14 protein-coding genes and 1 pseudogene are annotated in these 14,275 nt (G+C 38.8%); 10 read left to right on the top strand and 5 right to left on the bottom strand.

All coding sequences use genetic code 11. The features are described from left to right. Window positions 1-128 precede the first annotated feature (128 nt). From FTV32_RS08925 to FTV32_RS17465, 5 genes and pseudogenes are all read left to right on the top strand, one after another. A pseudogene (locus FTV32_RS08925) lies at window positions 129-590 on the top strand (aminopeptidase); the annotation flags it as partial. A 230-nt stretch (window positions 591-820) separates the two neighbouring features. After that, window positions 821-4,654 carry a phosphoribosylformylglycinamidine synthase gene (gene purL, locus FTV32_RS08920; RefSeq protein WP_180028459.1) on the top strand — a complete coding sequence of 1,278 codons (3,834 nt, stop codon included), beginning with the start codon at window positions 821-823 and terminating at the stop codon, window positions 4,652-4,654. 134 nt (window positions 4,655-4,788) lie between these two features. Beyond that, entirely contained in the window at window positions 4,789-5,121 is a 333-nt protein-coding gene (locus FTV32_RS17475; RefSeq protein WP_257227610.1) for a hypothetical protein, read from the top strand. 72 nt (window positions 5,122-5,193) lie between these two features. Next, window positions 5,194-5,496 carry an abortive infection family protein gene (locus FTV32_RS17470; RefSeq protein ID WP_373683330.1) on the top strand — a complete coding sequence of 101 codons (303 nt, stop codon included), beginning with the start codon at window positions 5,194-5,196 and terminating at the stop codon, window positions 5,494-5,496. Between the two features lie 277 nt (window positions 5,497-5,773). Beyond that, a complete protein-coding gene (locus tag FTV32_RS17465) occupies window positions 5,774-5,896 on the top strand; it encodes a KGW motif small protein (RefSeq protein ID WP_306669938.1) in 123 nt (40 codons plus the stop codon). Window positions 5,897-5,927: 31 nt separating this feature from the next. Here the strand turns inward: FTV32_RS17465 and FTV32_RS08910 are convergent, their stop codons facing one another. Then, the gene (locus tag FTV32_RS08910; protein WP_180028458.1) at window positions 5,928-7,670 is read right to left on the bottom strand and encodes an FAD-dependent monooxygenase; all 1,743 of its coding nucleotides are present in this window, start codon (window positions 7,668-7,670) and stop codon (window positions 5,928-5,930) included. Between the two features lie 159 nt (window positions 7,671-7,829). On the opposite strand from FTV32_RS08910, the gene FTV32_RS08905 reads away from it, so the two are divergent. After that, window positions 7,830-8,738 (top strand): LysR family transcriptional regulator, encoded by a 909-nt coding sequence (locus FTV32_RS08905; protein WP_180028457.1) that lies wholly within the window; start codon window positions 7,830-7,832, stop codon window positions 8,736-8,738. Then, window positions 8,731-9,042 carry an NGG1p interacting factor NIF3 gene (locus tag FTV32_RS08900; protein ID WP_180028456.1) on the top strand — a complete coding sequence of 104 codons (312 nt, stop codon included), beginning with the start codon at window positions 8,731-8,733 and terminating at the stop codon, window positions 9,040-9,042. Before FTV32_RS08905 ends, FTV32_RS08900 begins: the two co-directional genes overlap by 8 nt. A 59-nt stretch (window positions 9,043-9,101) precedes the next feature. On the opposite strand, the gene FTV32_RS08895 is transcribed toward FTV32_RS08900, so the two are convergent. From FTV32_RS08895 to FTV32_RS08885, 3 genes are all read right to left on the bottom strand, one after another. Beyond that, window positions 9,102-9,518, bottom strand: a complete 417-nt coding sequence (locus FTV32_RS08895) for a hypothetical protein (RefSeq protein WP_180028455.1) — start codon at window positions 9,516-9,518, stop codon at window positions 9,102-9,104. Window positions 9,519-9,580: 62 nt separating this feature from the next. Continuing rightward, on the bottom strand, window positions 9,581-10,330 hold the full coding sequence (locus FTV32_RS08890) for a nitroreductase family protein (protein ID WP_180028454.1): 750 nt from the start codon (window positions 10,328-10,330) through the stop codon (window positions 9,581-9,583). A 56-nt stretch (window positions 10,331-10,386) separates the two neighbouring features. Beyond that, window positions 10,387-11,187 (bottom strand): enoyl-CoA hydratase-related protein, encoded by an 801-nt coding sequence (locus FTV32_RS08885; RefSeq protein WP_180028453.1) that lies wholly within the window; start codon window positions 11,185-11,187, stop codon window positions 10,387-10,389. Between the two features lie 103 nt (window positions 11,188-11,290). Here FTV32_RS08885 and FTV32_RS08880 point away from each other — a divergent pair, with 103 nt between their 5' ends. Beyond that, window positions 11,291-11,872 carry a nicotinate-nicotinamide nucleotide adenylyltransferase gene (locus FTV32_RS08880; RefSeq protein WP_180028452.1) on the top strand — a complete coding sequence of 194 codons (582 nt, stop codon included), beginning with the start codon at window positions 11,291-11,293 and terminating at the stop codon, window positions 11,870-11,872. Window positions 11,873-11,904: 32 nt separating this feature from the next. Continuing rightward, window positions 11,905-12,462 (top strand): YceI family protein, encoded by a 558-nt coding sequence (locus FTV32_RS08875; protein WP_373683329.1) that lies wholly within the window; start codon window positions 11,905-11,907, stop codon window positions 12,460-12,462. Between the two features lie 27 nt (window positions 12,463-12,489). Here the strand turns inward: FTV32_RS08875 and FTV32_RS08870 are convergent, their stop codons facing one another. After that, window positions 12,490-13,371, bottom strand: a complete 882-nt coding sequence (locus FTV32_RS08870) for a LysR family transcriptional regulator ArgP (protein WP_180028463.1) — start codon at window positions 13,369-13,371, stop codon at window positions 12,490-12,492. Between the two features lie 101 nt (window positions 13,372-13,472). Here FTV32_RS08870 and FTV32_RS08865 point away from each other — a divergent pair, with 101 nt between their 5' ends. Further along, window positions 13,473-14,075 (top strand): LysE/ArgO family amino acid transporter, encoded by a 603-nt coding sequence (locus tag FTV32_RS08865; RefSeq protein ID WP_180028451.1) that lies wholly within the window; start codon window positions 13,473-13,475, stop codon window positions 14,073-14,075. Window positions 14,076-14,275 lie beyond the last annotated feature (200 nt).

Here is a 14,275-nt window from a genome sequence, read left to right as displayed (position 1 = left end):
TTTGATGCCATTTCTCTTTATATTGTTACTTAGACAGGTAGGACATTTGATTTGTAGCGTTATTTTCATACCTCTATTTTATCAAAAGCCATATTGTTTTTTTCAGCATACTTTTTGAAACACCACCCAATGTTGATATGGTCGGTACAAAAAATCCGAATATTTTGGTTGCTGATGTAGATAAATCTTCATTAAAAGATTTAGAAGCCCAGTTTAAGTCTGCTGGATTATCTGAATCTGACTATAAACCAATGATTGATGGCTTAAAGTCTTTACCTAGTCATCCAGGAGATACTGCGCTTGAAGAACATTTAAAATCATTCTTTAAAGCAAAGAACTTAACGATCAAAGAAGACATCACCACTTTAACAGCAAGCGACACATCACCATTTCTAGGAAAAGTGCCGGTCACATCGATCATTTTATTTAATGAACAAGAACGTCCAGGTGCAAACGAGGGGGAGATAATTTTAGATTTTGCGCCATGTTATCACCAAGCTTGTGATACCAAGGATTTAGTTGATCCAAAATCTATGATTATGGCTCTAGAGGCGATTCAACATCTGTTAAAAGTCACCAACACTCAATAGTTGAGATGACTGAAGAATTATTTAGGCGTATCTCATTTGAATTGCATCATAGGGTGCAATTCAATTTTTTTTACTGAATAAAAAAGATTTATTCGTAAACTCGATCGAAAATATGTCTTAAAGCAGTTTTGCTATCTAGCTGAATTTTGCAATACACAGTAGAATATGCGCTCTCTTCAAGTCACATTGTGGCATGGTTCAAAAGACCATCCCGTGGAGCCAAAATCAGCATGTTTATCGTGGCCGGTGCACCAGCACACTCTTCTTTTAAGCAAACGCAACTATTAACTCGTTTACAGTCAATTAGTTCGGTTCAATCAATAGAAAGTCAATGGGTTTATTTATTCGACCAAGCGCTCAACGAGCAACAACAGCAATCCGCTTTACAGCTTCTAAATGATGGTGCGTCATTTGAATTACGCCAAGCAGCCACAGATGAGATTCAAATCTTAGTCACTCCACGCGTAGGCACAATTTCGCCGTGGTCTTCAAAAGCGACCGATATTTTCGCGAACTGCAACACACCGGTTCATCGTCTTGAACGCGGTGTTTTGTTTACTTTGAAGGGTGTAAAAGACGTTTCAAATGAAATTAAGCAAATTCTGCATGACCGAATGACAGAAAGTGTTTTCAATCAAATTGACGATGCTGCTGCTTTATTCACTGAAACTGAGCCAAAACCGCTGAACTCGATTGATATTTTAGGTCAAGGTAAAGAAGCGCTCGTAAAAGCAAACTCTGAATTTGGTTTTGCTTTATCGGATGAAGAAATTGATTACTTAACTGAAGCATTTATCAAGTTAGGTCGCAATCCGCATGACATTGAACTCATGATGTTTGCACAAGCGAACTCTGAGCATTGTCGTCATAAAATCTTTGGTTCAGAATGGACAATTGATGGAGAAGTCCAACCATTGTCATTGTTCCAAATGATTAAAAATACCTATAAAGAATCACCTACAGATGTATTGTCAGCATATAAAGACAATGCTTCAGTGATTGTTGGTTTTGATACGCAACGTTTTTATCCAAAAAAAGATGAAAATGGTCATTATGTTTATAAATACAAGAGCCAAGCTGCCCACATCTTAATGAAAGTGGAAACCCACAACCATCCTACAGCGATTGCACCATTTGCAGGTGCGGCAACAGGTTCGGGCGGTGAAATCCGTGATGAAGGTGCAACAGGTCGTGGTGGTAAGCCAAAAGCAGGCTTAACAGGTTTCACTACATCTAACTTGAATATTCCAGGCTTTGAACAGCCATGGGAAGAAAACTACGGTAAACCATCTCGTATGGCATCTCCACTTCAAATTATGATTGAAGGTCCATTGGGTGGTGCTGCATTTAACAACGAATTTGGTCGTCCTGCGTTAAATGGTTACTTCCGTACATTTGAGCAAAATGTAAATGGTGATGTAAAAGGTTTCCATAAGCCAATTATGATTGCTGGTGGTTACGGTAACATCCGTCCTGACCACGTTGAAAAAGATGCGATCCAACCGGGCGATTTATTGATCGTGCTTGGTGGTCCTGCAATGCTCATCGGTCTTGGTGGTGGCGCTGCTTCTTCTGTAGATAGCGGTACAATGGGCGAAAGCTTAGACTTTGCTTCTGTACAACGTGAAAACCCAGAAATGGAACGCCGTTGCCAAGAAGTCATTGATACTTGCTGGCGTATGGAAGACCACAACCCAATCGTGTCTGTACATGACGTAGGTGCTGGTGGTATTTCAAATGCGATGCCTGAACTGGTAAATGACCACGAATTAGGTGCAAAACTTGATCTTCGTAAAGTACCATCATTGGAGCCAGGTATGGCGCCAATGGAAATTTGGTCAAATGAAGCGCAAGAGCGTTATGTATTGGCGATCCGTCCATCTTCATTAGAATTATTTGAATCAATCTGTGCGCGTGAACGTTGTCCGTTTGCCGTATTAGGTGAAGCGACTGAAGCGCGTCATTTAACGGTTGAAGATCCATTGTTTGGTAACAACCCAGTTGATGTACCAATGCAAGTGATCTTAGGTGGTACGCCACGTATGAGCCGCGCGTATGACTGTATCGAACGTCACGGTGATGACTTTGATGCTGCACAAGTGACTGATCTTAAAGATGCGATTTACCGTGTGATTAAGAACCCAACAGTTGCGTCTAAATCATTCTTAATTACCATTGGTGACCGTTCAATTACAGGTATGGTTGCACGTGACCAAATGGTTGGTCCATGGCAAGTGCCTGTAGCAGATGCTGCGGTAACAACAACAAGTTTAGTGGGCTACACAGGCGAAGCAATGGCAATGGGTGAACGTCCACCTGTAGCATTGTTAAATCCTGCGGCATCTGCACGTTTAGCAGTGGCTGAGTCAATCACCAACATCATGTCTGCAAAAATCGAGAAAATCAGCGACATTAAATTGTCTGCGAATTGGATGGCTGCAGCAGGTCAAGTAGGCGAAGACCAAGCATTATTTGAAGGTGTAAAAGCCATCGGTATGGAAATGTGTCCTGCGCTTGGCATCGCAATTCCTGTAGGTAAAGATTCTTTATCGATGCGTACGACTTGGAATGACGAAGGTGAAGATAAGTCTGTAACTTCTCCAATGTCAGGTGTGATCACAGCATTTGCACCAGTGACTGATGTGCGTAAGACATTAACACCAGAATTGAAAAACTTAGATTCAGTACTTGTACGTATTGATTTGTCTAAAGGTCAATTCCGTCTTGGTGGTTCGATCCTTGCGCAAGTGTATAAAGCAATTGGTTCGGTTACACCAGATGTAGATAGCTTCGATGACTTCAAAGCATTCTTTGCATTGGTGCAAGATTGGAACAACCGTGGCTTAATTAAAGCTTACCATGATATCGGTGATGGTGGTTTAATCGCAACTGTTGCAGAGATGATGTTCGCTTCACGTTTGGGTGTGGCTTTAGAAGATCAATCTGTAGCAAGCTTATTTGCTGAAGAAATTGGTGCAGTATTACAAATTGCTAAAGCTGATTGGGATGCACTACAGACTGAAGTTTCAGCATCAAGCTTAAAAGATGCGATCAGTGTCGTTGGTACAGTGAATACTACTGATACGCTAACGATCAATGGTTTAACGCTAGATCGTGTTGAACTGCAACAAGCGTGGACTGAAGTGTCACATCAGATTCAACGTTTACGTGACAACGTGGAAACTGCAGATCAAGAATATAGTCTAATTGCGAATAAAGATCATAAAGGTCTTATTGCAAAAGCGACATTCGATTTGAATGAAGAAATTGAAGCACCGTATATCAATACACGTCGTCCGAATATGGCAATCTTGCGTGAGCAGGGTGTAAATGGTCATGTGGAGATGGCAGCTGCATTCGACAAAGTTGGTTTCAATACGATTGATGTCCATATGAGTGACCTACTCGCTGGTCGTGTAAGCCTTGATGAATTTGAAGGTTTAGTGGCATGTGGTGGTTTCTCTTACGGTGACGTTTTAGGCGCTGGTGGTGGTTGGGCGAAGTCAGTATTGTTCAATCCTAAACTTCGTGATCAATTTGAGAAATTCTTTAACCGTCAAGAAACATTCTCACTCGGTATCTGTAACGGTTGCCAAATGTTGTCTCAATTGGCTCCACTCATTCCAGGTGCTGAAAACTGGCCACGTTTCCATCGTAACGTATCAGAAATGTTTGAAGCGCGAGCTGTAAACGTTCGTGTTGAAAAATCTAAATCTGTACTGTTAGAAGGTATGGAAGGTTCGATTTTACCAATTGCTGTGGCGCATGGTGAAGGTCGCGTTGTTGCAGCGGACAGCTCTATTGCTGCATTGAATGCGGGTAATCAAGTGACTTTACGTTATGTTGATAGCCAAGGTAATCCAACTCAACATTACCCATTGAACCCGAACGGCTCACCTGAAGCAATTACAGGCGTGACTTCAACTGATGGTCGTGCAACGATTATGATGCCTCATCCAGAGCGTAACTTCCGTGCGATTCAGCACTCTTGGAAACCTGAAGATTGGGATCAAGATGGTGCATGGTTACGTATGTTCCGTAATGCTCGTAAGTTTATTGGTTGATTAAATCAATAGATTGAAAAAGCCACCATAAGGTGGCTTTTTCATAGGTAAATTATTGTTTTGAAGATGTAGAATTGAGTTGAAAACAAATAAAGAGTTCTCAAATGTCTGGTCTAATTTAAAAAGTATTACACTTGCGTGAATTGCTAATAGCTAGGGCTACAGATAGTTATGAAAAAGGTACCTCAGAGGCATTTAAAGAGCTTAGAAAAGAATTGCTGATAAAAAACCTTTATGGATATATTCCATTTATTGTTAAAGATACAAATACCTTAGATGAGTTTGAAGCGAGAATTAAATGGGATTTTAAATCTTATGTGGAACGTGAGAATTATATTTATTCAGAATTTAAAGAGTTATTGAATGTTTTAGAAAGAAGAAATACTTCTCCCTTAGATCAAGTAGTGGAGTTGAGAATTAATGAATTAAGTTCTGATTATATTCATCAAATATGGCAGAAAGCATGAGAGCGGAGAGTAACTGATCCTGATGTTGCTATTACATGAGCAAGGACACTTTTAGAGTCGACTTGTAAATATATTCTTGATGAACATCAAATTGACTACGGAAATGCGTCTGATATTAACCAATTATACAGATTAGTCAGCAAAGAATTAAACCTAGCTCCATCACAACATACAGAACAGACTTTTAAACAGATTCTTGGAGGCTGTAGTTCAATTATTGAAGGCTTAGGTTCATTACGAAATAAAGTGGGCGATGCACATGGGCAAGGTAAAACCAATTTTAAACCTGCACCGAGACATGCTGAACTCGCAGTTAATTTGGCTGGATCAATATCAGTTTTTTTATTTGCAACGTGGAGCTTAAAAGAAAAATAATGAATAAATTTATTAATAAAAAACATTGTTAAATAGTATCTTAAATTTACCTTATGGAAAAATAAATTTAGATTCGCTAACATGAGCTTATTCAGCCACCATTTTGGTGGTTTTTTGTTTTTATAGATTTGGTTTCAAAATCTTTCTCCCACTGGACTTGGTTTGGTTTTTGCTTTTATATAGAGGTTAGGACAAGTGTGTTTATTGGACATATAGCTAACCATAATAAGTAAGAATTTAATGCGGTTCGTTTTTAACTCAGGTATGAGGTGACGATATGACCAAAACAATGATGATACTGAACAAACACGAGTTGAGGCATAAAGGCTGGAAGCTATTCGCTTTTGTGACCAGTCTTCAAATCCTATTTTTAATTGCAGGTTATTTCTTAACTGCGTAAAAAAAAGCCACCTTAAGGTGGCTTTTATTATTTAAACAGTAAGTTGAATCTGTTTTAGAACTGCTCTCAGAGTATTTTCATAATCAAAAGATTCATTGGTACTGTCTTGATAACGCCAAGCGACATAGCCATCTGGACGTACTAAAACAGCACCAGATTCATGAATTTCAGACTTCGCATTCCATGTACCATAGACATCACGATAATCTCTTGAACCGATTTGAATGACATCTAAATACTCAAGATTAAGCTGTTCAGCAGCTTGTTTCCAGCCTTTGCCTGACAGGCCAGTGAGTAAGGTAAAACGACCTTTGCCCGTAATATCTAAAGTTGAAACTTTTTGACCTTTAGCATTGATGAGCCAAGTATGCGGTACTTTTGCTCCAGGGCGTGTAGTGGCTTGTAGGTAAAGTTGATCATCTTGTTTAAATACTTCAGGTTCTGATTCAGAGATGACAGCATTTGAGCTATAACGCTGATTCAGTTCAACACCTTGAGCATTAAATTCAAAATTTTTAATTGCTAATGCATTGTAGAGTTTTGTACGTATTTCAGCGCCTTGTTCATTTTCAGCAAAAATACGCTCCAGCATTTGCTTTTGGGTTGTTACACCTTGATCAAAACCAAAAACTTCTTTGAGGTGTTTATAATCAAATCGTGATTGGTTTGCTCGCGCAACAATTTGCTTACCTACAGGCGCACGTTCAACGGTATAAGAATCGAGAAGCGTAGGTTGAGACCAACCTTTAACTGCATATGCAAGTTTCCAACCGAGATTAAAGGCATCTTGCATGCAGGTGTTTGAGCCTAGACCACTTGATGGTGGGTGACGATGCACTGCATCACCACCACAGAATACACGACCTTTCGAATATTCAGTTGCCCATGTTTGGTTCACGTACCAATAAGACAATTTTTGAATTTCAACATCTTCAACATGCTCACCAACGAAAGCATCTAAACGTGCACGAACTTGCTCTGCAGTCACTTGAGGCTCGCCTTTAGAAATATCGAAGCCCCAACCCATAATCCACTCATTCCATGGGGTGATGGCACGCAATAGCCCCATACCTAAATCACCAAAACTTGCTTCAGGATTGACTATCCATTGCAAAATCGCAGGACGGTGCTGAACGTATTTAGACAAATCTGCCTTGAAGGTTACATAGACTGTACCAGCCCGTGCCATCACGCCTTCAAGGGGTAATCCAAGCTGTTCAACGACTTTTGAACGTGCACCATCCATTCCCACCAAGTATTTGGCGCGTAAATTGAATTCGGTATTGGTTATCCGATTGAGGAAAGTCGCAGTCACACCGTGTTCATCTTGTACGTGAGATAAATATTCAGTATTGAAGTTAAAAATAGCGCCTCGCTCAGCCGCATTTTTAACGAGTAGCGCTTCCATTTTAGGTTGGATAAGATCTACTAAAGGGCATGGACTTCCTTTGATATAATCGCCATGACGTTCATCGCCTGTGCCCCAAGCACTGATACGAGCAATTTCTTCACCGACTAAACTGGTTGTGATCAGGCTTTCACCCATGTGTTCCCAAGGTGTTGCGATTTCCTTCACCTGTTCTTCGATACCTAAATCACGGAGGACTTCCATGGCACGTTGATTAGTAATATGTGCACGAGGACTGTTGGCTAACCAATTAAACTGGGTAAACAATTGAACTTTGACGCCATAATTGGCAAGGGCAAGCCCCAGAGTTGAACCAGCAGGACCAGTACCAATGACAAGAACATCAGTGTCAAAATGTTGAGACATGCTTTTTCCTAAATGAATTGAATACATGGGGAGAGTTTTTGAATTGAGTCAGTCTAGAAAAAAAGTGCAGTGATCTATAGTCGTATTCATATAAACTATCGATCTATATAAAATTCAAAGTAATGAAAGTGCACTTATGCACGATGGGCTGATTGAGATATGGAATTACGACATTTACGGTATTTTATGACTGTTGCTCAAGAGCAAAGCTTTACTAAAGCTGCCGAAAAGCTCTATACCGCACAACCATCACTCAGTCAGCAAATTAAAGATCTTGAACAGGAAGTCGGTGTTACTTTATTTGATCGGACCACTCGTAAAGTCAAACTGACTGATGAAGGGGAAGCATTTTTAAAATACGCAGCTTTGACGCTGGACAATGCCAAGCAAGCTGTAGCTGCAGCTAGACAGGTTGCTCAGCAAAAGAATAATCAGATTCATATTGGATTTTTGAATGTGGCTGAACTGAAATTGATGCCTAGCATTCTGGCGCAGTTAAGAAAGAATATTCCTAATCTTAAAATTCATTTACACAGTTTGACCTGTACTGAGCAAATACAAAAACTTAGAAATGCTGAACTTGATATATGTTTTACTCGATACAAAATGGATCATTCAGATTATGAAGATATCCATATTCTGACAGAACAAATTTATTTGGTGGCTGCGGACAATCTTCATCCTTCAGAACGGACATTGAAACTACAAGAGTTAAAAAATTCATCAGTGATTATGTGTGAACAAAATGCTTCACCAATATTCTATGACAAATTAAATGTTCTAGTTCCCTTTGAAAAGATGGATGATCAAATGCTGTGGGTGACTAATGTATTACAGCATATCAATCTGATTAATTTGGGAATGGGCTTTAGTTTTGCTCCCGAATACCTCCTGAAGTTTTTAAATCATAATATCAAAATTGTGAAAACAGATGAGCAATTACCACAGCTTGGTCTATATGCGAATTATCATCGTCATTCAAACAATATTGCATTGAAAATGATTACTGAAGCCCTTATGCAAATGACAACAGAGGGGAAAAGCGTGGAAGAGGTTATTCATGCTTAAACTGATCTATTTTGTACCAGAATCACATCTAGAGTTGACGAAGCAGGCAGTATTTGAAGCAGGTGCAGGCGGGATCGGTGATTATGAGCAATGCGCTTGGCAGGTCAAGGGCTTAGGTCAATTTAAACCTGTCAATGGAGCTCAACCATTTATAGGTCAAGTCGGAGAGCTTGAACAAGTTGAAGAATGGCGTGTAGAAACTATTGTGCCTGAAGATAAAGCCATAGAAGTGGCACGTGCATTAAAAGCGAGTCATCCTTATGAAGAACCAGCTTATGAGTTTATTCAGCTTTTAGACCTATGATGGATTGATCGATAATGAATACATAAAATGTATTCATGATTCAAAGAGCTTTATTGATCTTAGGCATAATATTTTTCATAAAATATTTTCTTAATTCTATGCGTTAAGTTTTTTAAGTATTGCCAGTTATCATCAATCGATACTTTTTTTTGTACAACAAATTTATTTGTTAATGGATAATCGGTTCGCTTTAAAAAAATATAGGGAAATTCAATGCCTTCAAATTGGTGGGCAGTTAAATCGATAATATAATCATGAGATTGTAACCAAAAATGATGGTTATTTAGAAGGTCGGTACCTTTAATTAATTCGAATTGATCAATTCCATCATTTCTCAAAAATAGCAGAAGAATCGATGAAGCTTCTTCACAATAGTTCTTGGGAAAATGCATTATTTTTCCATAGCTCTCAAAATTTTCTGAAAAGCATTTGAGAGCTAATTCTGAAATCCTCATTATTTTTTGAGCTTCGTTCATTTATTTAAGTCTCAATGAGGATTCATCGCACGTTGTTTTTAAACAAAATTCAATATGATCAATCAAATCTTTTGAATAAATAAGTCTCGATCGAAACGGTATTGTGGGAAGAACACACCATCTTCAGCCCGCTCTCCCGCACCAATGACCATAATTGGAAACTCTTTAGTATTGAGCCCCAATGTTTTACATACTAAAGGTTCGTCAAAACCTTCCATCATACAACTGTCGAATCCATAAGCTCTGAGCGCAAGTACAAGATTTTCACAGGCTAAAGCAGTTGTCTTCGCTGCCCAAAGTTTGGCATCCGCAGGTGTAAAAGCGGTAACAGGCATTTGTTTGTCAAAAGTACGTGCTACTTTGAAAGTTACTTTCTTAAAGTTACCAATAGCATTTAAGTAACCCGTTTTATAATTCAGTGGAATATAGGTGTAATATTTTTTGACGAGTGGAGGAATCTCAGGAAATGGAAATTCTTGAATATTCAGCTTTGCCATTTCATTAATTCGATCTGTACGTGCGACACAGACAATCAATTCAGCCGCTGTGCGCGCAGCCCATTGATTTAGACACGCTTTTACAATCTTTTGTTTCTTTTCAGGATTTTGGACAACATAAAAAGTCCAAGGTTGTAAGTTAGATGAATTAGGGGCCAAGAGTGCTAAATCTAAACATTGATCGAGGATATCAGACGGTATAGGTTTTTCTGTAAACTTCCGAACAGATCGACGACTGGTCACGACCTTTTTGAAATTTTCAACATCAATGCCTTGTGGTGCAGGTTCGTAGTAGCGTTTTTTTTCAGTCGTCATGATCCATTCCTTAGATAGAGAGTATTCACCGAGTCGTGAGACTCGGATCTTTTAGCTTAATTAAATTGTGTGAAATCAGGTTTACGTTTTTGCATAAAAGCTTGTACAGCTTCCATCATTTCTGGAGAACCGACGCGCCCCATAAAGATTACTGCTTCATGATCAATCCAGGACACGATCTCATCAACATCATGTTTCATTAAGGCTTTAGATTGCACGAGAGAAGCAAGTGGTAGTGAAGCCAGTTGAGTGGCTTTTTGAGCGGCAATTGCATAAACGTCAGATTCAATACTGTTGATCAAGTTTGCAGCCAATGCTTTTTCACTGTCGAATTTATCAGCAGTTAATAAAAGTTCTGCTGCTTTCACATGACCTGCTTGACGTGCTAGTAATTTACTGGATGCGCCTTCAGGTGAAAGACCTAAGCTTACAAATGGAATTTGGAACAAAGCAGTGTTATCTGCATAAACTAAGTCGCAATGCAATAAGATCGTTACGCCAATTCCAATTGCCACACCACGTACCGCAGCAATCAGTGGTTTAGAAAATTTAGCAGCAGATTTTAAAAGCACAAAAGGAGGACCATCTTCTGGACGAATTTGATCTTTCATCGCCGCAGATTTCATGAAGTCTTGCATATCATTACCAGCACTGAAATCCGCATCTTCGCCACGTAAAATGACCACACGAACAGCTTGATCTTTGTCTGCTTCATCAAGGGCTTTGGCGATCCATAGGTATAATTCGCCGTATAATGCATTTTTGGCTTTAGGACGATTAATCGCCAAGGTCAGCACACCATCTTCTAATTTTGCATTTAAATGCTCATGAGGTTGTTGAATACAACTTAATGACATCGTACTATCCTTGCTTTCAATTAATATAGATTTTATGAAATCTATTATGTCGTATTCTGGCGAAGAGTGACATAACTGATCAGTTCATAAACGTGACTTGGCGATGAATTATAAATTTGATTATTTGGTTTATATCGGACGTTTTCAGCCTTTTCATTTGGCACATATGGAAACCATTAAAATTGCGCTGACGCATAGCCAGAACGTTATTTTAGCGCTTGGTTCTGCTCAATTAGAGCGGAATATAAAAAATCCATTTTTAGCCATTGAACGTGAACAGATGATTTTGTCTAACTTTTCTCTTGATCAACAGGCAAGAATCAAATTTGTACACGTCATTGATGTTTATAATGATGAAAAATGGCAAAAATTGGTCAAATCTTTAGTGGCGAGTGTAGTACAGCCAAATGATCAAGTTGGCTTAATCGGCCACTTTAAAGATGACTCATCCTATTATCTAAAATTTTTCCCAGAGTGGGAGATGTTGGAACTCGATAGTTTAAAAGGTGCAATTTCTGCAACACCACTTCGCGAAGCATACTATCGGGGGGAAATTATGGAAAAAGAACTTCCCCACGGAACCATTCAATTTTTACAAGCGTTTCAAAATTCAGAAATTTACCAACAACTTAAAAGTAAATACCAACGTCAAGACAGTACAAGTTTGAGTGCATCAATTGAATGATTGTGTTTAACACAAGAAAACCGAGGGAAATCGTGCGTACTATTACACAAATGAGTTTGGCCACAGTGCTATTGTCTGCTTCTGTTTTTGCTCAAGCGCAAACATGGACACTATCACCTAGCAGTAAGATCAGCTTTGATATCCGATCTGCAGGAATGTCGATTGTAAATGGGCAATTTCAAAAGTATCAATCACAGATGAGTTTTGATCCGGCACAGCCTAATCAAGGTTCAGCTAAATTTGTGATGGATGTGAATAGCCTTAAACTGAGCAAAAACTCTTTAAAGGATATGGTCTTTGGTGACAGTTTCTTTCATGCAAGCAAATATAAAACTGTGACCTTTCAAAGTAATCAAATTCGTGCTTTAGGAAATAATAAATACAAATTTGATGGACAACTCACCATGCGTGGTGTGACGCGCCCAGTTTCATTTGATACAACTTTAACTCCAAATGCATCGAATCCAAATGTGTTGAATGTACAATCTTCAACAGTCATCAACCGGAGTGATTTCGGTATGCGCAAAGCGATTGGTGGAATTGGCGAAAAAGTGAATATCAAGCTTGAAGGGCAATGGAAAGCCAACTAAATCGATGAAAAGAAAGCAGTGATTCACTCACTGCTTTTTTAGTGTCATGAGTATGTCAGTAATATGTTTGAGTTGTAGGGACTGCTGTTTCCAATGATGCCAATATAGATCAACGTCTTGTGTTGCCTCAGGCAACAAACAAATCAATAGTCCTTGATCGAGTAAGTCTTGAATTTGCAGTTCAGGCACCATGCCATAGCCTAAGCCGAGTTGGATTGCATCGACAAATGACTTTGAGGAGGGGACATAATGATATGGATAACTAGATTGCGGTAATCCAAATTGATTCAATAGAACCGTTTCATGTAAATGATCTTTATCATTAAAGATGACCGCAGGAGCACGGCGAAAGGAATCGCGATTTAGTCCGTTTTTAAACCATGTTATTTTGAATTCTGGCGTACATACCATTTGATAACGCATCTTGAACAAAAATTCTGAGTGGCAACCTGTCTTAGGTTGGGATTCAGCACTTATACACGCATTTACATAGCCAGATTCCATTAATTGATGCGTATGATCCTGATCATCTATTCGAAGTTGTATTGTGATTTTATGCTCTATTAATTGTTTAGCAATCGTGGGCAAAAGCCAAGTTTCTAATGAATCTGCATTCGTTCCAATGATAATTTTATAAAACTCAGAATTTAGATTTTTCCCCTGAATAAGTTGCAGAACATTTTCTTCTTGACGCTTTTGCCTTAATAAATGTTCAAGCAATATTTCACCTGAATGTGTCACACGACAAGGTCGTTCTCTCAGGATTAATGTCTGCCCAATCTGCCGTTCCAATTGTTGGATTCGAAGAGTAATTGCAGCCGCAGAGAGACAAAGCTTTTTAGCAGCCAGATCAAAACTTCCAGTTTCCGCCACGGTGATAAACGCGACACAGTCTTTATAATTGAACATCATGATTTAATAAAACTTAATGAACTTAATATTAATTTAATAATACTCAATTTAAGATTGAATTGTTCATAATCCGCCTAATGATAAATATTAGGTGTTTTATGTCTTTATCCGTACTCTTTAATGGCTTTGTAACGAGTTTAAGTTTGATTATGGCGATAGGTGCTCAGAATGCTTTTGTGCTTAAACAGGGCTTAAAAAAAGAATATGTTCTGTCTATTTGCCTCATTTGCGCCTTTTCAGACTCACTTTTAATTTTGGCTGGTGTATTTGGATTTGGGCAGTTTATCTCAGTCCATCCACAAGTGATGACATATGCACAATGGGGTGGCGCTGCATTTCTAGTGATATATGGTGTCCATCATTTTTATCAAGCATTTTCGACCAAAAAATCGATGTGTCTTGATCATCATACGGCTGTTTCATGGTTTAAAATTATTCTCGTTTGCTTGGCATTCACATGGCTGAATCCCCATGTGTATCTAGATACTGTCGTGCTTGTAGGCGCAATATCGACGCAATTTGAAGATCACTTAATATCGTTTGCCATCGGTGCGATCACGGCATCATGGTTATTTTTCTTTAGTTTGGGTTTTGGTGCGCAATATCTATCAGCTTACTTTCACAATCCCCGCGCATGGCAAGTTTTGGATATTTTGATTGCTTTAATCATGTGGTACATCGCCTATCATTTAATTAGTTAACTAGAAATTTAAGCATGGAGTTGTGCAAAAAACCTTTTAAAAGATAACTTTTATTTTCCAAATGTTTGATCACAGCATCTGTAACTCTAAGAACCACCTCATAATTTTTGATCATATTTAAAATTTTTAATTAATACTGTCTTAGATTATTCATGGCTAGATCCACTGTGCTTCGATCGATAACTTGATATTTATGCTTA

It is taken from the genome of Acinetobacter sp. YH16032 (genome assembly GCF_013417345.1).
Lineage (GTDB): Bacteria > Pseudomonadota > Gammaproteobacteria > Pseudomonadales > Moraxellaceae > Acinetobacter.
This window is presented reverse-complemented; position numbering and strand designations above follow the sequence as displayed.